The following is a 22,389-nucleotide window of genomic DNA, read 5'->3' as shown; positions in this document are numbered from 1 at the left end:
GAGACACCATGAAAGCGATGCTTTTAAACGGAAAAGATGTAGCCAAATCCGTTAGAGAATCGGTAAAACAAGAGGTGGAAGCTCTGAAAAAGGAGAATATCTATCCCGGGCTGGCCGTGGTTTTAGTGGGAGAAGATCCGGCATCAAAGGTATATGTTAGAAATAAAGGCCGGACCTGCGAAAAGTTGGGGATATTTTCTGAAACTATCACCCTGCCGGAAGATGTATCCCAAAGGGAATTGAATACTATTATTGATAAACTGAACCATGATCTGAAATTCCACGGAATTCTGGTTCAGATGCCTTTGCCCAAACAGCTCAATGCTTCTGAAATCATTCACCGTATCCGTCCGGAAAAGGATGTAGACGGTTTTCACCCTGAGAATGTGGGACGGCTGATTCTGGATGAAGAGGGTTTTCAGCCGTGTACACCCGCGGGTATCATGGAAATTCTCCGTTACTATAAGATATCCCTGGAAGGGAAACATGCCGTCGTTGTGGGACGGAGCAACATTGTAGGTAAACCGATGCTGAATATGCTGTATCAAAAAAAGAAGCATGCCAATGCCACGGCAACCATTTGCCATACGCGGACTCAGGACATGGGTTCTATTACACGGATGGCGGATGTTCTGATTGTAGCAGCCGGTGTACCGGAATTTATTACCGGGGATATGATCAAACCCGGTGCGGTTGTGATCGATGTGGGCATGAACCGCGTGGATGACCCCTCAACAGAAAAAGGGTATCGCCTGACAGGTGATGTGAAATTTGATGAAGCGGCCGAGATTGCCTCTGCCATCACCCCCGTTCCCGGTGGTGTAGGCCCCATGACGATTGCGATGCTCATGGTGAATACGGTAAAAGCTGCTAAATTTCAAAACAGATAAAATCTCATGCCTGACAGAATAAAATCTTTTCCTGTCATTCACGGACAAAAATTACATGAAATATTTCAGAATACACCGGAGGATCTTTTTATTCTGGATCTGAGATCTCCGGGCCGGTATATAGAAGGACACATCCCCGGTGCTCATTCATTGCCTTTTTCACAATTAGAAAAAAAAGCTCATACCATTCCCAAGCATAAAATTGTTGTAGTATATTGCCAGAACGGACTCAAATCGTCCCTAGCCGTGGACCTTCTTAAAAAGAAGGGGATACCCCATGTCTTTTCCCTGGGAAGCCTGAAACACTGGGAGTACGAACTGATTCCTTCATAACCCGGCTTTGATGTGCCAGGTGGCTGTCAAAAAGTAATTCCTCGTAGCTGCCGGCCAGTAGACATCAATACGTGTATCGGGATCCAGATAATAATTATATCCGAAGGTTTCATATAAAGTATCAAAAACATTGTAGATTTTAGCGTCTACCGTCAGATTTCCCGCACGGGATTGAATCAATGGCAGGATTAAGGCCATATTTACAATGGTATGTGGCGATACTGCCGCTTCTTCCGTGTTTGAAAAATCGATATATTGTTTTCCGGTATATTGCAAATCCAGGTTTAGAGAATACCCCCCCAGACTGATTGTTCCGCTTATATTGGCCATGAGAGAAGGATACGCGGGAATGGTTTTTCCGGAATAATCTGCAAGGGCCCCATATCCTCCCCAACCCAGTGCATCTCCAAAAAATTCAACAAATGAATTATGTGAATAACTTACATTGGAACGCAGGGATACATGGCGGTTCAACCGGAATGCAATATCCGCTTCGATGCCCTGATGGATGGTTTTGGGTACATTCCCTTTGAGAATGTTATCGTCATCCCGGTACCGGTAATCCATGGGAATCAGCTCATCCCTGAAATCCATCCGGTACAGGTTCAAAGCAGCGGATAAGCGGTCATTGGAATAATCGATACCCAGTTCGGTATGTATCAGCCGCTCTTCTTTTACAAGCGGATCAGCATATTTAGAATCTGTCAATTGAATTGCCGGCTCGGCCTCAGGATCGGACTGGTCATAAATATCTGAATCCGCCGGTTCACGGTGGGCAGTGGAAATGTTGGCAAAGAGTGTTAACCCGTCAGCAGCTTCCCACATGATTCCAAGACGGGGATCCAGAAACAAGTACTTTAATTTGTATTCATATCCTTTAAAAGCACCAATCCGATCCTGGTTAAAAGTGTAAAAATGGGAGAGAAAACGCAGGTCAGCGAGAAAACTCAAATTTTCTCTGAGATTGTAGATGCTATGAAGATAGAAAGAGATTGTGTTTTTATAACTGTCCGAACAATAGTATTTATGATTATCCGGCGGGGAAAGGGGGATGTTTTCCAGCGATGAGACATTTCCGAAATGATCGGACTGGTAAAAACGGGCTTCTGTTCCCAGAGTAATGTCCATGTTATTGAGATGTTGCATATTATATTGAAGAAGCAGCCCCTGATAATCATTCTTTAACCATTTCTGACGGATCAGGTCTACAGAGGCTGTATCTGGTAGTATGGATGTAAGATTGTATTCTTTGACGGACTGATTGCCTTTAAACTGTTCGTAATATCCATCCCCTTTTACGGCATATAAGGTCAGGTTCAACAGGGAGGAAGTAAATTTCCGACTGTGTTGTAAAGAAACAATATGCTGTGAAAATACATCCTTGTTTGCATCGTCATAGCCACCGTTATAGGCGGGGTCGGCATAGTAATTATAGCGGCGCTCATCCCGGTTATCCAGATTATATCCATATTGAGGTGAAATTCCGTCCCAGGAAAAGTGGGTTATTTCATCGCCGAAAATCCACTCCACCCGCGTCATTTTATCCGGACTCTGTTTTTGCAATCCGGTATGGAAAGATTTTTGGGTGGTACCGCTTCCCACCCTGTATCCGGGATTGTCCATGTAACTCATCCGAGCGTAAAAATAGAGAGGTTTTGCGGCAAATGGCCTGCCGTTGTATGTGGAGGAAATTTTATAGCCCGGCAAATCAAGTCCTCCCGTCCCCATATAATTCCCATAACCGGCTGTGATGAGAAGTCCCCGGGGCAAATGGGCATAATTGGTTTCCATATTGACCGTTCCCCCGAAAACTGTAGCTCCGTTGAGAAAATTACCGGTTCCCCTTTGTATCTGAATGTTGGATACCGATGCCAGAATGTCTCCGTGATCCACCCAGTACACAGAATGGGATTCCGGATCATTTAAAGGAATACCGTTCAGCATAATGCCGATCCGATCCTGGGAAAATCCCCGAATTTTCAGATAAGAATATCCCGTACCATTTCCTGCATCGGAATAAACATATACTCCCGGTGTTTTTTTCATGACCATGGGGACATCCTGATGGGAGTAGGATGTTTGAATATCCTTCTGATCGATCGTGGAAAAGGCTACGGGTGTTTTTCCTTTGACGGCTCGGCTGGCAATAACCCGGATTTCTTCCGTCTGAAGGACATCCGGTTCCAGGATGATTTTTGTGAAAGGATTCCACAAATCAACAATCCGGTCTTCAAACTGGATATGACCGATTTTCACTTCTAAAGGCAGAGTGTCGGCCTTCACGGTGAAATATCCGTCCGGATCTGTAATAGTTCCCAGATCTGTCCCCTCTATTGAGATGTTTACATAGGGTACCGGTTCACCGGTCACCGAAGATAAAATAAGTCCCTCAAGTGTTTCGGCGTGAACCCTATTACTGATTAAAAGAATGATGGCGATGATAAGATGATGAGCTTTCATGTTTTCCTCCGCCGGTATTATCCGTTTCAGGTTCAAGGGTTTGCTCTCAGCCGCCCTTTTTAGGACAGCACCCCTAACATTTCATTTTGAATATAAGGATTTCCTGACTATAAAACAAAGACCTGCCCGTTACAGGTGTTATAAAGTGATTTTACATACCGGTTTCTTCCGATATTTCTGTCATGGCATCGATGGCAAGCTGTATAAATTCCGATTCTTCCATGGAAGTGTGCGGGGGGACATCGGCAATGAATTCCCGGTTTATGGAGGCGGCAAAGGATTTATCTTTCAATTTTTTCCGGATAGATTTGGGTTTTGTCCCTTCAAGTTTTCCACCGGGTTTCAGCAATACATAAGCCGATATAATGCCGGTAATGTTTTCCGCACCGGCCAGGCAATAATCAAGGAGGGTTTCCCGCTTGGGCCGCCGGCTATCCAACCCTTCGGTATGGGATAGAATGGCCTTGAACATAGAGGGAATGTTATATCCTTCGTCTTTGAGGATTTCCAGGGTTTTATACCCGTGTTGACTGTAATCGCCTTTGCATACATCCATGTCCAGGTCGTGCAACAGTCCCGTAATACCCCAGAAATCTTCATCTTCATTTAAAACCCGGGCCAAATGACGCATGATGACTTCAGTTTCCCGGGAATGCTTTCTCAGATAATCTGTCTTCAGATATTTGTTAAATAGTTTCTGAGCTTCATCATAAGTCATCGTTTCTTTCAATGGACAGCCTCCTTTTTAACAGATATGGATTTTTTGGAAATCAACCGGGGATGATATCCATACTCTGAAATGCATTGGAGTATCACGTCGGAATGGGTTTTATACCGGTCATATTTAAGGGTGATATGAGAGGTATCGGGACTCATGGCCACATAATTGATTCCTTGAAGGCCGGTTAAGGCATATTTCAATGAGTCGACTGGAAAAGATTGTGTATCCGCTAAAATCTCCACCTCAATTTGATTAATATTGGATTGACAGGCTATGGTGAATAAAGCAAGAAAAAAGAGTAGAAGAAATTGCCTGAATGTCATTGTGCAGATCCGAAAAGTGTCAATTTTCCGGAATCATCCACCTGAATGACGACAGGTTTGTTGGACTCAACCGGCAGAATGTGTTTATTTATCATGATCCGGCATTTGTCAGGCTGAAAAATTTTCAGTTTAAAAGGGGAATTCAATGTAATACTGTGGTTAATATTTTTCTGAATAAGGTTCTCCCGGGATCTTTCATTGCCAATCTGGAGCAGATAGATGAGATTCTCTTCAGGGAAGATTTCAATGGTATAGGGTTGAGTAAGGACCGTTTCGCGCTCCGAATTCAGATTTTCCATATCGTTGGATAGCTGGATGACTTCTGAATCATTCCGGAGTGTTGTTTGAGCCAGAGTGTCGATTAAGGGCGTGTTGACGGGATCATCTGATGCATTCTGATAATATTTTAAAACAATAGCAGCAGCTGCAATGATAATGATACCGGATAAAAGTAAAAGGGGATTGCGTTTGCGGCGGCTCCTGATTCGGAGGGGATTTGATGGCTTGTGCTTCGGTGGTGTTGCAACCGGGACTTTTAGTTTATTTTGAATGGATTCGGGTGTATGGGACAGTATTTCTTCAAAATCCAACCCCAGTTCCTGTGCATAAGTTTTTAAAAACAGCCGGATATATGTTTCGGGGAGTGTGGAAAAATCTCCACGCTCAATGGCTTCAAAATAGCGGACATTTATTTTTGTTTTCAGGTTCAGATCTTCAAGAGTGATTTTTTTCTGGATTCGCTTTTTTTTCAACAATTCCCAGTAGGTGTCTTCCTTTTCACTGGATGTTGATTTTGGTGAAGTCTGATTTTGATTGTTGGTGTTTTTTGTATGATCGGATGTATTTTTCATGCCGGGTATCCTGTTTTTGGAAATATAATAAAAAAGCAGGAGCTTTTAAATCATCCATTTTCAAATCCCGGGTCATTTCCGGAAATCTTCTGTATATTAAGCCAAAAATCGGAGTAAAAATGGAACAATCAAGAGGATTAGTTCTTGTGTATACCGGAAACGGAAAAGGAAAAACCACGGCTGCCCTGGGAACAGCGTTCCGATGCCTGGGATATGGTTGTAAAGTGTGCATGGTCCAGTTTATCAAGGGAGATTGGCACTATGGTGAGTTGGATGCCGTCAAACGACTGTCGCCTGATTTTGAAATACACCGGATGGGAAAGGGATTTTATCATATAATGGGAGATAAAGTACCGGAAAAGGAACACCGGGATGCAGCTGAACGTGCCCTGGCTTTTGCCCGTGAAAAAATGAATTCCGGAGAATATCGCCTGATGATTCTTGATGAAATACTGGTTTCAGTTCAGGTAAACCTGATCTCGGAAAAGCAATTGCTTGATTTTATCCGGGACAAGCCGGACACTGTTGATTTAATTCTCACGGGGCGGGGTGCCGGTGATGCTGTAATACAGGCTGCCGACCTGGTGACAGAAATGAAGGAAATTAAACACCCTTTTCAAAAGGGAATTCCCGGTAAAAAAGGGATTGATTTCTAAACCGAAAGGATACAAATGGAAATCTTAGAAAATGGTGTGGAATATTTCAAACTCTGCCGGACTCAGGATGAGATTCTCACAGATATCCGGACTCTGAAAAAAGAGCTGAGTCAAGAGATGATTTTGCTGGCCCATCATTATCAGCAGGATGAAATTGTGTCCGTGGCAGACATCGTAGGTGATTCCCTGAAACTGGCGCAGGAAGCGGCAAAAATCCGGGATAAAAAATATATCGTATTTGCCGGTGTCCATTTCATGGCGGAAAGTGCCGATATCTTAACCTCTTCGGACAGGGTGGTTCTCTTGCCTGAACCCAATGCCGGGTGTCCACTGGCTGAAATGGCTGATATTACCGAAGTGGAAAGTGTATGGCGTGCTTTGCAAAATCATGTGGGGGGAAAAATTATCCCTGTGACTTATATCAATTCAACTGCCGTGATCAAGGCCTTTGTGGGTCGAAACGGAGGAACGGTTTGTACCAGCGGAAATGCGGGGAAAATTTTTGACTGGGCCTTGAAACAGGGGGATAAAATACTCTTTCTTCCGGACCGGTACCTGGGTGAAAATACAGCCCTGGCTAAGGGAATCCCAACGGAGTTGATCTATCATCTCAAAGGGGATATGCTCAATCCTGTCTTCCCGGAGGATATTCACATGGCAAAAGTTCTGTTATGGGACGGATATTGCAGTGTACACCGTCGTTTTATGCCGGAAGATGTAGTCAATATCCGCAAGAACCACCCGGGAGTTCGGGTGATTGTCCATCCGGAGTGCCGTCATGAAGTCGTGGCGGAATCAGATGATTCGGGAAGTACGGAGAAAATACTCCGCCAGGTGGAACAGAGTGAACCCGGCAGTGTTTGGGCGGTTGGGACTGAAGCACACATGGTTAACAGGCTTCAGGAGAAGTTTTCCGGCAAAACGGTTTTACAATTGACAAATCCAGGCTATCAGTGTGTTACCATGTCGATGACAACGCCGGAAAAATTGCACCATGTATTAGCGGAATTATCCAAAGGACACGTGATACATCAGGTCAAAGTAAATCCTCACATTGCACGGGATGCCTACAAAGCCTTGAATAAAATGCTTGAAATTACAGGCTGATTATTGCCAGCGGATGGTGTATGACAGTCCCTGATCCGACATTACATCCAATGATCCGTGTAATTGAGTGATCAGTGATTTAATAAGATGCATTCCTACGGTTTTTGATTGATCCGGTATTTTTGATATATCCAGCCCGCATCTGTTGTCCCGTATGATCATTTCAAACCATGGGTCACTTTTATGAAGCGATATATGAATTGCCGGTTTTTCGGTTTTTTTGAAAGCATATTTGATGCTGTTGGATATAATTTCATTGACAATCAGTCCGAGAGGGATTGCCTGGTTGATGGGAATAGCTATATCTTCCATATCAAAGTTAAACATGATATTTTTAGGACCGGATTCGTTGGATGCGAGAAGGTTACTGACAACTTTGCGTGTATATTTTTCAAAATTGATGTGGGCCAGGTCATTCGATTTATAAAGCCGTTCATGAATCAACGCCATAGATTTGATTCGGCTCTGGCTTTCCTTGAAAATTGCCTTGTCTGCTTCATTCTTAACATAGCGGATTTGCATGTTTAACAGGGATGAAATGATCTGCATATTATCTTTAACCCGGTGATGAATCTCTTTCAACATGACCTCTTTCTCTTGTAAATCCCGGGCAATTTTTTTCTCTATTTTTTTTCGGTGAGTGATATCCCGGTATATACCGTAGACGGCCAGTTGATTATTTTCCATCAGGATTGGCTTGCCGATAATAGATACATGAATAAGCTTACCCGATTTAGTTCTTCGGACGGTTTCCAGGCTGATATTCTGCCCGTCGGCGACATTCATGGTTGCTTCCAATCCCTCTTTTTTCAGGTTATCCGGAACGACCAGGTCATTGATAGGTTTGCCTTGACACTCCATGAGGGTATAACCAAAGAGCTCTGTAAAGGCATCATTTACATTAATCACCCTGTCGTTGTTGTCTAAAATGGCTATGGCATCAGGAGATTGCTGAAACAGGTTTTCAAAATAAGCTTTTTGTATTTTGTGCTTGTCCGATATATTTTTCAGCTCTGTTGTATCCCGTCCGTTGATGATGATTCCCATGATAGCGTCACCAAACGGACGATAGGGAAGACAGGTTACACTGATGTATCTTTCAATATCCCTGTGTTTATACCAGGCGGAATAGTAGACGGATTCACCCTTCAGACATGCTTCCAGGTTAGGCCGGATTGTCTTTTTGTAAAAATCTGTACCAAACAGTTCCTTGTGCGTTTTGCCCAGTATATCGGCTTCATCCAGATTAAAATATTTTTTATAGGCCTGATTGACATACCGGTATGTAAAATCTCTGTCCAAAACAGAAATGTAATCATTAACATTGAGAGTGGATTGCAGTGTTTTAAGAATGATATCATGATGAAAAGGATCTTCCGAAAAAGCGCGTTGAGTATCCATGTTTTTTTTCATTCCTTAGTTTATTGAAAATTATGGCGTAAATTATAATGATAATTAAAGAATAACAATATTATAAGTGAAGGAGTTCTCATGAGTTCTCTACGGTTTTTGGGGGCGACGGGTACGGTAACCGGGTCAAAATATATTTTTGAGTACCGTAGAAAGCGCATCATGATTGATTGCGGTTTGTTTCAGGGGCTCAAAGAACTGCGGAAACGCAATTGGTCACCCCTGCCTCTGGATGTCCGCTCGCTTGAAGCCATTGTCCTTACCCATGCCCATATTGATCATACGGGATATTTGCCCCGCCTGGTAAAACAGGGGTATTCTGGTCCGGTGTATGCAAATGCAGCCACCGTGGATCTCTTGAAAATTATGCTTATGGATTCTGCTCACCTGCAGGAAGAAGATGCCCGTTTTCTGAATAAAATTGGTGCAACCAAACACAGGCCGGCCCTTCCTCTTTATAATAAGAATGATGCAGAAAAGGCCATTGCCTTGCTGGAACCTGTTTCTTACGGATTCGAATTTGAGGTAATTCCCGGTGTTCGGGCAAAGCTGAAAGATGCCGGACATATCCTGGGTTCTTCTTTTGTGAATCTTTATTGGGAAAATGATGAAGGTGAAAATCGGAAAATTGTATTCAGCGGGGATCTGGGGCGTGCCAACAGGCCAATTCTGAAAGATCCTTCCACCATTTACAATACAGATTATCTTCTGGTGGAATCCACCTATGGAAATCGTCTCCACGAAGAGCACCACCCGGAAAGAAAACTGGAAGAGATCATTCGTGAAACAGTCCGAAAAAAGGGGAGCGTGATTATTCCCTCCTTTGCCGTAGGGCGTACTCAGGAGCTGTTGTATATTCTGAGGGACCTTGAAGAAAAGAAACGGATTCCGCAACTCCCCGTCTTTGTGGATAGTCCTATGGCGATCAATGCCACTGAAATCACAGCAAAACACATTGAAAATCAAGATTTAGGGGCCCGTTTACTCTATATTAAAGGGGTAGACGCTTTCAGAACTCAAAACACCGAATTTACCCAAACCCGGGAAGAATCTCAGAAAATCAACGACTTCAAAGAACCCTGTATCATTATCAGTGCCAGTGGTATGTTGACAGGCGGCCGGATATTACATCATCTCAAGTATCGCCTGCCGGATCCGAAACATACGGTATTGTTTATTGGTTATCAGGCAGAAGGTACCCGTGGACGAGCCATGTTGGAAGGGAAGAAAAAGGTTAAAATTCACGGAGAACACATTCCCGTGAAAGCCAGGGTTGAACAAATCAGCGGTTTTTCAGCCCATGCCGATTATGAAGAAATCCTGGCCTGGCTGGCGGGATTAACCCATCCTCCTAAATCAGTTTTTATTGTCCATGGCGAACCTGAAGCATCCAAAAGCCTGGCTGAAAAAATTAAAGAGACTTTTCATTGGACGGTTCATATCCCACAATACGATGAAACATATCAACTACAATAATCCCGGTTTCTAAAAGAAAAAGTCTTTCAGGATGAGATTCCCAAATCTTTCTTCAGATGATTCAGATCATCGGTCTTACCCATAATCAATATATGATCACCAGCTTTCAGGACATGGTCCGATGATGGATTAAAATAAGGATCGTGGCTTTTATCAAAGATAACCGTGATCATCAGGTTATATCTGGAGCGGAGAGGGGCATCGATCAGGCGTTTATCGGACAGGAAGCTCTCTTTGGGAATTTCGATTTCCTCCATGGCCAAATCAATATCCCTGTTACGAAAAATCTCAATGAAATTGTGAATAGCCGGTTGAAGTAAAATTTGAGCAATGGTTTTTCCACTCACTTCATAAGGATTGATCACACGGTTTGCACCCGCTTTCTGAAGTTTGATTGTGTTGGCCGACTCTTTACACCGGGCGATAATAAGCGCCGTTTTATTTTTTTCACGGACAGAAAAAGTCACGAAGAGATTGTCCGCATCTGTTTCCAGGGTACATACACAGGCACGGGCATCCTTGACATTTGCCTTTTCCAAAAATTCATCCAGGGTTGCATCTCCCTGGATTGCCGGTATATGATCCTGCATCAGTTCTTCTATCACTTTTTCATCCCGGTCTATAACCACAAAAGGCTGGCCGGAATGGATCAGGGATTCGCCCACAATACGTCCCATTCTTCCATAGCCACATACAATAATATGATTTTTCATCTCTTTAATATTTTTAAGCATTTTATATCTCCTGAAAACCTGTATGTCCGTTAATATTTCAGCAAATTTTCCAGCAATGATCCCCAGGATGGTTACCCCGAATAAAATCAGGATCACCGACCACACACGACCTGCAGTGGACAGGGGAAAGACTTCGCCGTAACCTACGGTGCTGATGGTGATCACTGTCATGTATAAAGAATTAAACCAGGATAATCCTTCAATGAAATGATATCCAAAAGATCCAATGAATATCAGCCCGAATACAAATAGGAGAATTTGTACCAGTAATTTGCGCTGTGAAGCAATCATATATAAAATTATTCAATTTCAATGAGAAAAAAAGCCTAAACTATTTCCGGAGCCATTTATTTGAGGATGAAGTCTTGACTTCACCTGTAAAAACAGCTATTATTCGTGAATTAATTCTCTGTTGGAGAACCGTTATGAGAAAAATCAGGAAATTTTCTGCCCCGGAACCGTCCATGCGGCGTCTTCCCGCTTATTTACATGTCCTTACCCGTTTACTTCGGGAAAACCGACGGTATGTTTCCTGTACATTTATTTCCAATGAATTGCATCTGGACCCGACCCAGGTACGAAAAGATCTGGCGCTGACAGGGATTGTGGGTAAACCCCGTGTAGGATATTCTGTTAAGGAACTGATTGATAAGATCAAAGCCTTTCTCGGATGGGATGTTAAAAGGGATGCATTTCTTGTCGGGGTAGGGAATCTGGGGACGGCACTGCTGGGATATCAGCGCTTTCGTTTGTATGGTCTGAATATTGTGGCGGCATTCGACAAAGATCCCAGGCGTATCGGTAAAACAATTTTTGGGGTGGATGTTCTCCCGGTGGAAAAAATGCCCAATCTGGCTTTGAGAATGAAAATCGATATCGGGATTATCACAGTAGGCGAAGACTCGGCTCAGGAGGTTGCCGACTTGATGGTACAGGGGTTTATTAAAGGTATCTGGAATTTTGTCCCGAAAGCCCTGATTGTTCCCGATGACGTGATCGTGGAGAATGCTCAGCTTTCTGTGAGCCTGGGAGTATTGACCAGTAAAATGAAACTGTCGGAAACGGAAAAAGATACGAAGTAAAGTCTTTCTCTGTTTTCATGATTCTTGATTTATCAGTAAAAAGTAATCAAATTCTTATAAAAGGTGGTTTCCTCACATGATTAAGCATCTTCAGAAAATTGCGACTTTCTCCCTTATTATAACAATGTATCTTTTTTTGCAAGGTTGTGAAGGGAACAGTGATGTCCAATCTGAAAATCTCACCGGTGTCTGGATCAGCGAAGGCGACAACCTCTCAGCATTGCAACCGTCCGTTATCGACAGTATGAAAATTGTGTTTTATCAGACCGGTGAATTTAAGATGTATACCTATATGAAGAATGTTTCCCCTGTTATTTATGAAGGGATCTATGTGGTTACTCAACCTCCCGTTGGATTGTGTGAATGGCTTGAACTGGTGTATCATGACGGCAGGGTAGAGGAAGGACTCTTCCAATATTTGCCGGGTGATGAAGTAAGCATGGAAACCGACCTGGTCCAGACGGTACCCGATTTGGGACACATACTTCCTAATCCGGAGCGTGGTACGGGATCATCCAGTCTGGGTCCGGCCAATGTACAGATTTACGTGAAAATTGAATATTAAAAAAAGGTCCGGTATGGACCTTTTTCAGATATGTTTTACAGTTTTAAGAATGATATCGCTTCCGTGTAAAATCCCGGATTTTTTCATAGGCTTTTATAAGACGGTCTTCTTCCGGCAGAAAAACCACCCGCATGTGTTGTGTCCCCTTTTTTTGTCCGAAGCCGCTTCCATGAACCGTGACAACCCCTGTTTCACGAATCAAATCTGAGACATAATCCAGATCCCGGTCCGGGATATTCAGAGTCGGAAAGGCGTAAAATGCCGCTTTAGCAGGAACACAGCTGATTTCAGGAATATCATTCAGCATCTCATCTGTTATCCGGTTGCGTTTTTCCAGTTCGGAAAGAACATTTTGGATATGGGATTGATCCATTTCCAGCGCTGGTTTGATGGCATATTGCATGGGGTGATTGGCACACAATCTTGCCCGGACCATCTTGTTAACACCATCAATGTAATCCTGCATAAGTTCTTTTGGGCCGCTGAATATAGCCCAGCCAATCCGGAAACCCGGGACCAGATATGATTTGGAAAGTCCGTTAAAGGTTACGACCGGTGTATCCTGTGTCAGGGAAGCAAGTGAGGTATATTTTTGTCCGTGAAAACAGAGTTTATCATAAATTTCATCGCTGAAAATCACCAAATTATATTTCTTGGCCAATTCAATGAGTTGTTTCAATGTTTCCGGAGGATAAATGGCGCCTGTGGGATTGTTTGGATTGATGATAACAATACCTTTGGTTTTTTCATTGATGCGGCTCTCAATATCTGCCACATCCAGATTCCAGCCATCTTCCTCATTCAGATAATAGGGATTGATTTCGGCTGACAGTTTGCCCACAACCGACGTGTACAGGGGATATCCGGGATAGGGCAGAAGAACATTATCTCCGGGATTTAAGAGGGCTGTAAGGCACAATTCAATCGCTTCGCTGGCGCCTGTTGAGACAAAAATATCCCGGATGTTCCGAATTCCCGAACGCCCTGCCTGTTTCCGGATCGCTTCCACCGCTTCTTCAATGCCGGAAGATGGCGAATATCCGTTCATGTTGCGGTTCATGGCGTCAGTCACCGCATCCAGCATGTGCTGAGGCGTCCGAAAGCCAAAAATATTCGGATCACCAATATTCAGATAAATCATCTCTTTTCCAGAAGCTTTGGCCTTATTTGCAATGGCAACAATGTCCCGTATGGCGTATTTGACATTTTCAACCCGTTTTGCCGGTATGATCGGTTTCATATCTCCCTCATGTTTGTTTCGCACATCATAATAAACTCAAGATATAAACTTATGTAAAAGAATGGATTTAAAAAACAGCTTTCCAAAGAAATTTCATCCGGATTGTTCCGTTTGTTTTACTTCTTTCATGATGAATAATCTGTCCTGATTTTTCCCCGCTTTAAGCAAATATTGTAAAACGTGGGTATTAAATTGAAAGAATTGAAATTGATTGAAAAATATGATAATATATGTCAGGAGGATGAAGATGAATGAATTGATGACTCTTGAAGAAGTTGCTGAATATTTACGGGTATCTGAGCGGACGGTATATGAGTGGGTTCAAAAAGGGGAGATCCCCGGAGGTAAAATCGGCACTTCCTGGCGTTTTAAACGGTCTGAAATTGAAAACTGGGTCAACCGCAGGCTTACGACTCAGATCCCCGATGAATCCAAAGAATTCAGTCTGACTGTTTCAGCAGTTCTGAAACCGGAATCGGTAAAATTAATCAAATCACTCAACAAATGGGGCGCATTGGATGAAATGGCAGATCTGATTATTCAGACTGGAAAGATAAAATCAAAAGAAGAACTTATGTCTGCTCTTCGTCAGCGGGAGGATTTGATGAGTACCGGCATCGGCTGGGGTATTGCCGTTCCACATGTCCGCCTGAATTCGGTCAAATCACCGGTTATGGCTTTGGGTGTTTCCAGGAAAGGGATTGCTGACTATAAGTCGTTGGATGGTCTGCCGGTACACTATATTATTATGATTGCTGCAGGGCGTGACCAGCATGCTGAATATATCCGGCTTCTCTCCCTTGTCAGTGGCCGTATGAAAGATGATTCCGTGGTAAAAGCTCTGTTGAAGGCGGAAGAAAAGGAGTTATGGTCTGTCTTTACGGGGAAGGATCTGTCATGAATGGATTGAATCCGGGCATTATGATTATTTTTGGAATTGGTGTGTTTGGGGGTATTCTCAGTGCTTTAATGGCCAGGCGTTTGAGTATTCCCCAGGTTTTGGGGTATATTCTCCTGGGAGTCCTTCTGGGAGAAGGAGGTATCCGCTTGGTGACTCAGGAGGATATCCAGGCACTGAGCGCCTTTAACTATTTTGCCCTGGGGATTATCGGTTTTCTGGTCGGGGCAGAAATCCGCTTTTCCACACTCCGGAAATATGGAAAACAATTTGCCGCAATCCTGATTTCTGAAGGATTACTGACTTTTTTTCTTGTCGGATTGTCAATCACGGTTATTCTCTATACTGTTATGGGAAGTTGGTCCGGAGCCATAGCCGCAGGGATTATTTTCGGAGCTATTGCCAGTGCCACTGATCCGGCATCTACCATCAATGTGATCTGGGAATACCGGTCCGCCGGTATTTTAACCACGACACTCATTGCTATTGTAGCCCTCGATGATGCGCTGGCTATGACCCTGTATGGCGTGGGGACCGGAATTGCAGGAATTTTATCCGGGGGAGATGTTGCCTGGCTTGAGCAAATACTCCGTATTGGTGTGGAATTAGGCGGTGCCATCATAACAGGATTCATTGCCGCCGTTATTCTGAAATTAATTCTTCGGTATACCGATAAACTGGAAGTGATTCTGCCTTCTGCAATTGGTCTGTTACTATTAACAATCGGGACTGCTGTCTTTTTTAATATGGATGTTATCATGGCATCCATGACCATGGGGATTGTTGTCGTTAATCTGGATTATGACCGGAGTAAAAAAGTGATTCAACAATTGAAGAACTTTTCCGATCCCATTTACATCCTCTTTTTTGTTCTTGTCGGTGCCCGTTTAACCCTTTATGCCATGCCGGGATGGCTCTGGCTGATTATCGGTGTTTATGTCCTTACTCGAACCATAGGAAAAATTACAGGCGCCTGGTTTGGTGCAGTGTTGTCCCGATCTGATCCTATTGTAAAAAAATATACAGGTCTCGGACTCTTTGCCCAGGGTGGTGTCGCTATCGGCCTTTCCATTATGGCCAGTCACCACCTGCAGCATATTCCCGTCTCATCAACCATGACTCTTGGTGACGTGGTGATTTTTGGCGTAACAACGACAACTTTTCTCGTCCAGCTTATGGGACCTCCCATGGTCAAATGGATTATAAAAAAATCCGGTGAAGCCGGAAAAAATGTAACCGTTGAGGATGTCCTGGCCGAAATGAAAACAGAAGATGTTCTGAATCCGTCCCCCGTGATACTGAATGAAGATCTCTCCCTTGAAAAAGCTGTGGACATGATGGCCCAGGCTGACCAGTCAATATTTCCTGTTGTAAAGCGGAACGGTGAGTGGATTGGCTTGCTGAGTGTCAGCGGTATCCGTCAGGTGTTGCCGGATCCTTCCCTGTGGCAGTGGATGGTAAGTTCGGATGTTATGACCGATCCCCCCAAAGAAGTAATATGTCCTGGTACTCCCCTGGATAAAGCCCTGGCCCTCATGAATCAAAAGGGATATGGCGAATATATTGTGACTGATGAAACCCGTAAAAAAATCAAAGGACTGATCAGTCGGCACCACATTATGAGAGAGGTGGAACACCGGGTTCTGACAGAGACATTTTAAGAATCACTCTGCAATGTGAGAGTCGTCATATCCTTTGGAATATTTATTCCATGACCTTGCATGGAGTGATATTTAAAAGTATAATGTAACATGAACACGGAATTTTTATAAATTACCCACAATATCCATATTCAGGGAGGGACCCCTCATGAAAAATATTTCCATTTTGATGATAGCTTTTTTATTGTGTATACATTTTGTTGACGCGGCCCCGATGGGAGAGGAGCTGGATATTGAAGTCCAGCTGTTAATGACAGGACAGTTCACTTTGCAAAGCTGGAACGATCCCAATATCAATTTATGGACCGTGAGTCTGACGAATAAGACGGATGACGTAATGTATGTGAATGTGGAGTTCCGTCTCAGCGTTCAGAATGTATCCGGTATTTCTGAAAGTGATAATCCCGTTGCCTGGGGTGTCACCGATCCCTATGAAGTGCAACCCAATTCAACAATACTCCTCATGAATTCCAGCTTTACCGAGGACCGGATGATGGTGTTTGAAATCACAAAGAAATTTCAGGATATGATTGAAACCAACGGATATCTGCCGGCTGGTAAATATGATATTAAAATGATTGCCTGGGAAAATGTGACAAGGGCAGATACAGACAGAGATTCACGACTGGTGATGGATACGGACGAAAACCGGTTGCTGGATTTGTCATGGGACCACAGCTTTGTAGATAAACGGTACGACCGGAACTGGACCTGGGATAAACCAGAAGCCCAGATGCCGGGTGAAAATCTGACCAATATTTTATCCAGTAAAATTGTTTTAAATGAACCGGTTCAGAGGGCGGATGTTACGGATTTTCAACCCTGGTTTCGCTGGGATTCACCGGGATTCCGCCCCGGCGTGGTTATTGATTACAGGCTCAAAGTGGCCCAGTATAATCCTGAAATTCACAGCAGTTATGATGATGCCTTTGAGGATGTGACAGCAGTCTTTCTGGATACCCGCTGGGAAGAATCTTACACCTCTATTTTCAGGGTTCCTGAAACGGGAACCGTTCGCACAGTATCTCTTCAGTATCCCTCCAGTGAACGGGAATTGGCCTGCGGCTATGAATACGTGTGGCAGGTGGAAGCCAGAGAATACATTGACGGCTACGATTATATCGGCCAGAAAGGAATCTGGGGCTGGCCTGATCCGATAACGAGTCCTGTGTATATTTTCAGTTATGGCAAACGGATTACCCAGGACCGGATGTCTTCACCGGCTTACGGGGCAACGGTCAACAGTGTCAATCCGATTTTTAACTGGGATTTGACGGCCTGTGCCCAGGAATATGAAATCTGGCTCAGTGAGGCTGATGTCGACCCTATGGTGGAAAACCCCTGGTGGCAGAGCGATCCCATCCAAAGCCTGCCTTATACCTATCCTTTGGAAGAAGAACCCCTGGTTCCCGGCAAACGCTATGTCTGGAAGATCCGCATGAATCCGGGGCCCGATCCGTCCCCCTGGAGTGATATCAGCACTTTTACCGTCTCGCCCATCCAGTTGACCGAACCGATTACGGGGGATGAGGTTTTTACGGTTTTACCCACATTCAATGCGGATGTCCCCGCAGCAGTCCCCTATTATGAGCTTCGGATCAGTGATATCAATGATCAAACCGTAGATATCGGGAATGTCCTTAATACGGTAATCCAGACACTTCCCTATAAATTGCGAATGGATGAAAACGGCTGGTTATATCCCGGAAAGCAATATTTTTGGAAACTGATTCCACTGGATGCCAATGAAACCATGCTCGGACTTCCCGACGACCATACGGTGATCGGCAATTTCAAAATATTAAATATCTCCCTGCAATCTCCTGCCAATGGAGAAAATCAGGCTGAAACCAATCCCGTTTTTTCGTGGGAAGCACCGGCAGGTCAGGATTTGTTTGAATTTCACCTTTCATACGCCGATGATCCAAATGTTGAGAATCCCTTTTTTACAACCGTTTTGCGGCAAAAAATGTATCAGTATCCCTCCGATTCCGAGGTACCTTTGCTGCCAGGTGAAACCTATTATTGGGAGGTGATCCCCCTCAATCCCGACGAAGTAGCAGGCGGTCCTTCTGTGACATACTCTTTTTCAGTAAAAACTCTTGATTTTCCGGTGGTGGACTGGTCTCTGACAAATCGGGACCTTACGGCTTTTTGGTCTCCCTATGCGTCAGCACGGGGTTATGAGATTTTGATCTCCGATATGCCGGATATCCGGGAAGACGGACGTCTGATCCAGCCACTATGGAACTCCGATATGTTGTTGGAAACCTCTTTGCGCCTGCCGGTGAATGAGTTGCAGATAACGCCTGAAATGATACTCTATGGACAAATTGGGGTAACGCTGGATGGTAATACATTCTTCTGGGATGTCCCACGTCCCCTGAATCTTAACTTTTTTAATGAAGTGGATTTGTTTATTCGTCTCAGCCGGAATCCACAAAATCCACTTCAGCCTCTCGTTGAACTGATTCAGGGTGTAAGTGGCGTTGATGAATATATGATTACCCTGTCATCGGATGCCGGAGGTGAAGAGGTGATTATGGATTTTTTCACTCCGGGATTTCCATTTCCCCTTGAGGATGTGTGGAATCAGATTGCAGGATATGATCAGGTTTATGTAAATGTACAGGCTCTCTCATCGGGGAATATCATTGCATCTACGAATGAACCGATCGTTATCAATCCTGCTGCCTTTGTATCTGTCCTTTATGAACCATTCCTGATAGAACCCGATCCGGCTGGAAATCCGGGTTTTATGGTAAGATACACCCAACCTGTACCATTTGCCCGGGCTGTCATGGTGAATGCCGGTACAGATCCTGAACTTTCAACCCCTATCTTTTCAGAAGAGTATTCAACCAATGCCCTGCCGGTCTTTGTAACTGATGACTTTTTTGAATACGGTCAACAGATGTATGTTCAGCTTGTGCTCTTACGGGACGGGATGCCGCTTGGAAACGGGTCCGGAGTTTATGAAGTCATCCTTCCATCCAGACCGGGCGCCAACCAACAGGTGGGAATTGTGGCAAACTGGCTCAGAGATCAGAACCAAATGATGGTTGAAAGGACAAATTCCGTCGCCGGAGCGGATACTTATCGCCTGACGGCTTATTCCGATGCCGAAGGAATGGATGAAATCTGGCGCCTTGATGCCATGACGGGCATGACTGCAACCATTGACAGGGGAGAGTTGGGCCTTCCTTTTGACTCCAATGTCTATTTTCAAATTACCCCATTGGCAAACGATGAAATCCATGGAATTCCGTCTGAAATCCGGCGGGTCTATATCGAACCGGTTGTTCCGCCTGTCTTGTCCGAAAGCCTTCTTATGTGGGATCCGGCAATTCCACCGGCTCCTCAATATGAAGTGAGACTCTCGACAGATCCCGATTTCCGCAGTCAGGTAATTGAAACAGTTGTCAGTCAAAATCTGATAACGGAAGATCAGTTTGATCTGTATTGGGGTACCCTTTATTTCTGGCAGGTTCGCGGAGTGGACTATGATGACGAACCCTGGGGTGCCTGGAGTAATGTAAAATCCTACAGGAGTTCACCTGGGCCGGATATCCAGCTTGAATCACCCCGGTCCGAAACTTCACTGATCAATCTCCCAACCTTTAGCTGGTCGTGTCCCGAAAATCTGACCTTTGTTCTGGAAATTTCGGAAGATGAAAGCTTTCAGTCCTTCCTCTATGCCAGGGAAACGTCAGAAAAACAAGTGTCTTATGACGGAGAAACAGGGATTTTTCAGCTTAATAAGCCCTACTACTGGAGAGTTCGCGGAATTCATCCGGTGAAAGGGGTTGTTATTTCACCGGTTTTTTCATTTGCATTTCAGGAATTACCTGCAATTTCCGGTAATGAAGAAGAAACCCTCCACTTTGTTACACCTGCCAATCAGGGCATATATCCGGTAAATCGGCTAAGACTGGCGTGGAGTGGGGAACCGGAAGGCAGTGTACGGTATGAAATAAGTTTTTCCTACGATGATGGCTTTAGTGACGCACGGACTGAAAGGGTTGAAGCAAAAGAATTTCAGCCGTCAGCACCGGGTTATTTTGAAGAGCGGCGGGATATTTTTGCCCGCGTAAGGGCCCTTGACGAAGGGAATAATCCCCTGACAGATTGGAGCAACGTGCTCACCTTTCAGGTGGTTTCCAATATGACGCCTACCCTCGAATCTCCGGCAAATGGAGAAAAAGTCTATTCTTCCGCCATTGTTTTTTCCTGGTCAAATGTTCGTTACGCAGACCGCTATGAAATCATGGTTGCCGAGGACGAAGAGTTTACTTCTTTGATTTGGAACCACGACCGGGTGACAGAAGCAAATATCAGTCTTCCTGAAGCTGTAGGAAGAGAGTTGAAGTATGATCATAACTGTTTTTGGCGGGTCCGGAGTCTTATTTCAAGTGCTAATGCTTTCCCATGGTCAGCTCCTTTTCAGTTTACCCTGTCAGGCGACCGGATTACAACCCTGGAGTATCCCCTCGATGAGTTGTTTGAACCGGGAAACATTTCCTTTTCCTGGAAAAGACCTGCCGGAGTGAGTCATGCTATTGTTCAGATCAGCACCAGCAGCGATTTTACATCGGTTTTATTTGAATCACCGCCTTTGAGTGCCAATCAGTTTTCTTATCCGGCTGAAGCTCCAGTGCCCCTGAATCCATCCATGGATTATTTCTGCAGGGTTATTTCATCGGATGAAGAAGGGAATCATCTGGCGGATCCGTCTCAAACCGGTAAATTCAGAATAAAGGGGCAGGTGATTGAAATTGAATTAATCTTTTCTGCTGCCGAAGGAGGTGAATGATGAAACACCTGAATAAATGTCTCTTGCTGCTTCTGGTTTTCTCACTATCCCTCACGGCAGCAGAAAAAGTGGCCGCAGTGATTAAAATCAAGGGGAATGTCATGGTGAAACCTGCGGCGGGAAAACTCTATAAACAAAGTTATGTCGGTCAAATACTCTATGATGGTGATTGGTTGAAGACAAATAGGGATGAATTTGCAGCCATCGTCTTTATGGATGGATCCCAACTGAAAATCAGGGAATTAACGGAGCTCGAAATACGTGCTCAGAAGGTATCCCAATCTGTTCAGAATACAGATTTATATCTGACTCAGGGAGAAATCTGGACGAAAGTGCAAAAACAAAAGGGCGAGTTTAAAATTCAAACTCCTGTCTCTGTTGCTTCCGTTAAAGGCACGGAATTTGACCTTTTGTATAACCAGGTTGAAAATATATCCGATCTTTTTGTGATCAGTGGCACCGTGGAATTCAGTAATGAACTGGGAACCATTCTGGCAAGAGAAATGACCATGTCACGTATTGAACCCCGGCAAAAACCACAGCGTGTTTCAAAATTGAAAAAATCGGAAATACCCGGATGGAAAGATAAAATCGAGCCGGAATGGGGATTTCACGTGATTCCTGAAAAACAGGGAAAAATTCCGGCCGGGCAACCGGTCAATGTGACGATTCAGGTGAAAAATTTATCCTCTAATAAGACAGCCAATCAATTTTCCGGCCGGATTACCGTAGTATCCGATTCTCCATCCCTGAAAGTGGGCGTTTCCTCCGATGCATTGAAAGATCAGGCTGAAATTGCCATCTCAAACGGAAACGGAACCTTTACCTTAAAGGGACTCAATCCTGGTGATTTTGGATGTACCTTCTCCATGGACGGGGCTGAATCCAGAAGAGTGATGTTTGAATTTGACAGGACGGTGGAACAAAAAAAGAAAATCGCTAAGAATGTGGAAAGGTTGGGTTCCCATTCTAAAATTCAAGAAATCGGCGAATTGTCGGAGAACCGAAAACTTGAGACAGCTAAAGTCAGTGGTGCCGGTGAGACTGTCAATGATGTTCTGGACAAGGTTGATAAAGGGGAATATAAGGTATTGGATATTATACAGGTTGAAAATCCGGACGGGACTATCAGTCTCAGAATATTTGTTGAACCTAAATGACGGGGAGAT

General features: G+C 44.2%; 18 protein-coding genes and 1 riboswitch. Of the genes, 11 read left to right on the top strand and 7 right to left on the bottom strand.

Features of this window, described 5'->3' with window-relative positions; all coding sequences use genetic code 11:
* Window positions 1–8: 8 nt before the first annotated feature.
* Together folD and J7K63_02165 are read left to right on the top strand one after the other, a co-directional pair.
* Entirely contained in the window at window positions 9–890 is an 882-nt protein-coding gene (gene folD, locus J7K63_02170) for a bifunctional methylenetetrahydrofolate dehydrogenase/methenyltetrahydrofolate cyclohydrolase FolD (GenBank protein ID MCD6233830.1), read from the top strand.
* 6 nt (window positions 891–896) lie between these two features.
* Complete coding sequence (locus J7K63_02165) at window positions 897–1,223, top strand: rhodanese-like domain-containing protein (protein ID MCD6233829.1); 327 nt, start codon at window positions 897–899, stop codon at window positions 1,221–1,223.
* On the opposite strand, the gene J7K63_02160 is transcribed toward J7K63_02165, so the two are convergent.
* The 4 genes from J7K63_02160 to J7K63_02145 all read right to left on the bottom strand — a co-directional run bounded on the left by J7K63_02160 (window position 1,218) and on the right by J7K63_02145 (window position 5,578).
* Window positions 1,218–3,683, bottom strand: coding sequence for a TonB-dependent receptor (locus J7K63_02160; protein MCD6233828.1), 2,466 nt, complete (start codon window positions 3,681–3,683; stop codon window positions 1,218–1,220). The genes J7K63_02165 and J7K63_02160 overlap by 6 nt on opposite strands.
* A riboswitch (TPP riboswitch) is annotated at window positions 3,670–3,768 on the bottom strand. It overlaps the preceding gene by 14 nt.
* 66 nt (window positions 3,769–3,834) lie before the next feature.
* Window positions 3,835–4,413, bottom strand: coding sequence for an HD domain-containing protein (locus tag J7K63_02155; protein MCD6233827.1), 579 nt, complete (start codon window positions 4,411–4,413; stop codon window positions 3,835–3,837).
* Entirely contained in the window at window positions 4,410–4,727 is a 318-nt protein-coding gene (locus J7K63_02150) for a hypothetical protein (GenBank protein MCD6233826.1), read from the bottom strand. The genes J7K63_02155 and J7K63_02150 overlap by 4 nt, the downstream gene beginning before the upstream one ends.
* Window positions 4,724–5,578 carry a helix-turn-helix domain-containing protein gene (locus J7K63_02145; protein MCD6233825.1) on the bottom strand — a complete coding sequence of 285 codons (855 nt, stop codon included), beginning with the start codon at window positions 5,576–5,578 and terminating at the stop codon, window positions 4,724–4,726. The genes J7K63_02150 and J7K63_02145 overlap by 4 nt, the downstream gene beginning before the upstream one ends.
* Window positions 5,579–5,697: 119 nt before the next feature.
* Between J7K63_02145 and cobO the strand changes: the two genes are divergently transcribed.
* Window positions 5,698–6,234 (top strand): cob(I)yrinic acid a,c-diamide adenosyltransferase, encoded by a 537-nt coding sequence (cobO, locus tag J7K63_02140; protein ID MCD6233824.1) that lies wholly within the window; start codon window positions 5,698–5,700, stop codon window positions 6,232–6,234.
* Between the two features lie 15 nt (window positions 6,235–6,249).
* Window positions 6,250–7,341 (top strand): quinolinate synthase NadA, encoded by a 1,092-nt coding sequence (nadA, locus tag J7K63_02135; GenBank protein ID MCD6233823.1) that lies wholly within the window; start codon window positions 6,250–6,252, stop codon window positions 7,339–7,341.
* Here the strand turns inward: nadA and J7K63_02130 are convergent, their stop codons facing one another.
* On the bottom strand, window positions 7,342–8,742 hold the full coding sequence (locus tag J7K63_02130; GenBank protein MCD6233822.1) for a PAS domain S-box protein: 1,401 nt from the start codon (window positions 8,740–8,742) through the stop codon (window positions 7,342–7,344).
* Window positions 8,743–8,832: 90 nt separating this feature from the next.
* On the opposite strand from J7K63_02130, the gene J7K63_02125 reads away from it, so the two are divergent.
* A complete protein-coding gene (locus J7K63_02125; protein MCD6233821.1) occupies window positions 8,833–10,227 on the top strand; it encodes an MBL fold metallo-hydrolase in 1,395 nt (464 codons plus the stop codon).
* Between the two features lie 26 nt (window positions 10,228–10,253).
* On the opposite strand, the gene J7K63_02120 is transcribed toward J7K63_02125, so the two are convergent.
* Window positions 10,254–11,252, bottom strand: coding sequence for a potassium channel protein (locus J7K63_02120; GenBank protein MCD6233820.1), 999 nt, complete (start codon window positions 11,250–11,252; stop codon window positions 10,254–10,256).
* A gap of 134 nt (window positions 11,253–11,386) precedes the next feature.
* Here J7K63_02120 and J7K63_02115 point away from each other — a divergent pair, with 134 nt between their 5' ends.
* Entirely contained in the window at window positions 11,387–12,043 is a 657-nt protein-coding gene (locus J7K63_02115) for a redox-sensing transcriptional repressor Rex (GenBank protein MCD6233819.1), read from the top strand.
* Window positions 12,044–12,119: 76 nt separating this feature from the next.
* Window positions 12,120–12,608, top strand: a complete 489-nt coding sequence (locus J7K63_02110) for a hypothetical protein (protein ID MCD6233818.1) — start codon at window positions 12,120–12,122, stop codon at window positions 12,606–12,608.
* Window positions 12,609–12,651: 43 nt separating this feature from the next.
* On the opposite strand, the gene J7K63_02105 is transcribed toward J7K63_02110, so the two are convergent.
* Window positions 12,652–13,848 (bottom strand): aminotransferase class I/II-fold pyridoxal phosphate-dependent enzyme, encoded by a 1,197-nt coding sequence (locus J7K63_02105; protein ID MCD6233817.1) that lies wholly within the window; start codon window positions 13,846–13,848, stop codon window positions 12,652–12,654.
* Window positions 13,849–14,095: 247 nt separating this feature from the next.
* Between J7K63_02105 and J7K63_02100 the strand changes: the two genes are divergently transcribed.
* The 4 genes from J7K63_02100 to J7K63_02085 all read left to right on the top strand — a co-directional run bounded on the left by J7K63_02100 (window position 14,096) and on the right by J7K63_02085 (window position 22,380).
* Window positions 14,096–14,749: a PTS sugar transporter subunit IIA gene (locus tag J7K63_02100; GenBank protein MCD6233816.1), complete on the top strand. Its 654-nt coding sequence runs from the start codon at window positions 14,096–14,098 to the stop codon at window positions 14,747–14,749.
* Complete coding sequence (locus J7K63_02095; GenBank protein ID MCD6233815.1) at window positions 14,746–16,407, top strand: cation:proton antiporter; 1,662 nt, start codon at window positions 14,746–14,748, stop codon at window positions 16,405–16,407. Before J7K63_02100 ends, J7K63_02095 begins: the two co-directional genes overlap by 4 nt.
* A 148-nt stretch (window positions 16,408–16,555) precedes the next feature.
* Window positions 16,556–21,220 (top strand): hypothetical protein, encoded by a 4,665-nt coding sequence (locus J7K63_02090; GenBank protein MCD6233814.1) that lies wholly within the window; start codon window positions 16,556–16,558, stop codon window positions 21,218–21,220.
* Entirely contained in the window at window positions 21,220–22,380 is a 1,161-nt protein-coding gene (locus J7K63_02085) for a FecR domain-containing protein (protein MCD6233813.1), read from the top strand. The genes J7K63_02090 and J7K63_02085 overlap by 1 nt, the downstream gene beginning before the upstream one ends.
* Window positions 22,381–22,389: the final 9 nt, after the last annotated feature.

The organism is Candidatus Neomarinimicrobiota bacterium (genome assembly GCA_021157965.1).
Classification (GTDB): Bacteria; Fidelibacterota; Fidelibacteria; order Fidelibacterales; family Fidelibacteraceae; genus Fidelibacter.
This window is presented reverse-complemented; position numbering and strand designations above follow the sequence as displayed.

Coding starts and splice junctions, on each gene's coding strand:
- folD (MCD6233830.1), top strand. CDS start 9: ATGAAAGCGATGCTTTTAAACGGAAAAGATGTAGCCAAATCCGTTAGA.
- J7K63_02165 (MCD6233829.1), top strand. CDS start 897: ATGCCTGACAGAATAAAATCTTTTCCTGTCATTCACGGACAAAAATTA.
- J7K63_02160 (MCD6233828.1), bottom strand. CDS start 3,683: ATGAAAGCTCATCATCTTATCATCGCCATCATTCTTTTAATCAGTAAT.
- J7K63_02150 (MCD6233826.1), bottom strand. CDS start 4,727: ATGACATTCAGGCAATTTCTTCTACTCTTTTTTCTTGCTTTATTCACC.
- J7K63_02145 (MCD6233825.1), bottom strand. CDS start 5,578: ATGAAAAATACATCCGATCATACAAAAAACACCAACAATCAAAATCAG.
- cobO (MCD6233824.1), top strand. CDS start 5,698: ATGGAACAATCAAGAGGATTAGTTCTTGTGTATACCGGAAACGGAAAA.
- nadA (MCD6233823.1), top strand. CDS start 6,250: ATGGAAATCTTAGAAAATGGTGTGGAATATTTCAAACTCTGCCGGACT.
- J7K63_02130 (MCD6233822.1), bottom strand. CDS start 8,742: ATGGATACTCAACGCGCTTTTTCGGAAGATCCTTTTCATCATGATATC.
- J7K63_02125 (MCD6233821.1), top strand. CDS start 8,833: ATGAGTTCTCTACGGTTTTTGGGGGCGACGGGTACGGTAACCGGGTCA.
- J7K63_02120 (MCD6233820.1), bottom strand. CDS start 11,252: ATGATTGCTTCACAGCGCAAATTACTGGTACAAATTCTCCTATTTGTA.
- J7K63_02115 (MCD6233819.1), top strand. CDS start 11,387: ATGAGAAAAATCAGGAAATTTTCTGCCCCGGAACCGTCCATGCGGCGT.
- J7K63_02110 (MCD6233818.1), top strand. CDS start 12,120: ATGATTAAGCATCTTCAGAAAATTGCGACTTTCTCCCTTATTATAACA.
- J7K63_02105 (MCD6233817.1), bottom strand. CDS start 13,848: ATGAAACCGATCATACCGGCAAAACGGGTTGAAAATGTCAAATACGCC.
- J7K63_02100 (MCD6233816.1), top strand. CDS start 14,096: ATGAATGAATTGATGACTCTTGAAGAAGTTGCTGAATATTTACGGGTA.
- J7K63_02095 (MCD6233815.1), top strand. CDS start 14,746: ATGAATGGATTGAATCCGGGCATTATGATTATTTTTGGAATTGGTGTG.
- J7K63_02090 (MCD6233814.1), top strand. CDS start 16,556: ATGAAAAATATTTCCATTTTGATGATAGCTTTTTTATTGTGTATACAT.
- J7K63_02085 (MCD6233813.1), top strand. CDS start 21,220: ATGAAACACCTGAATAAATGTCTCTTGCTGCTTCTGGTTTTCTCACTA.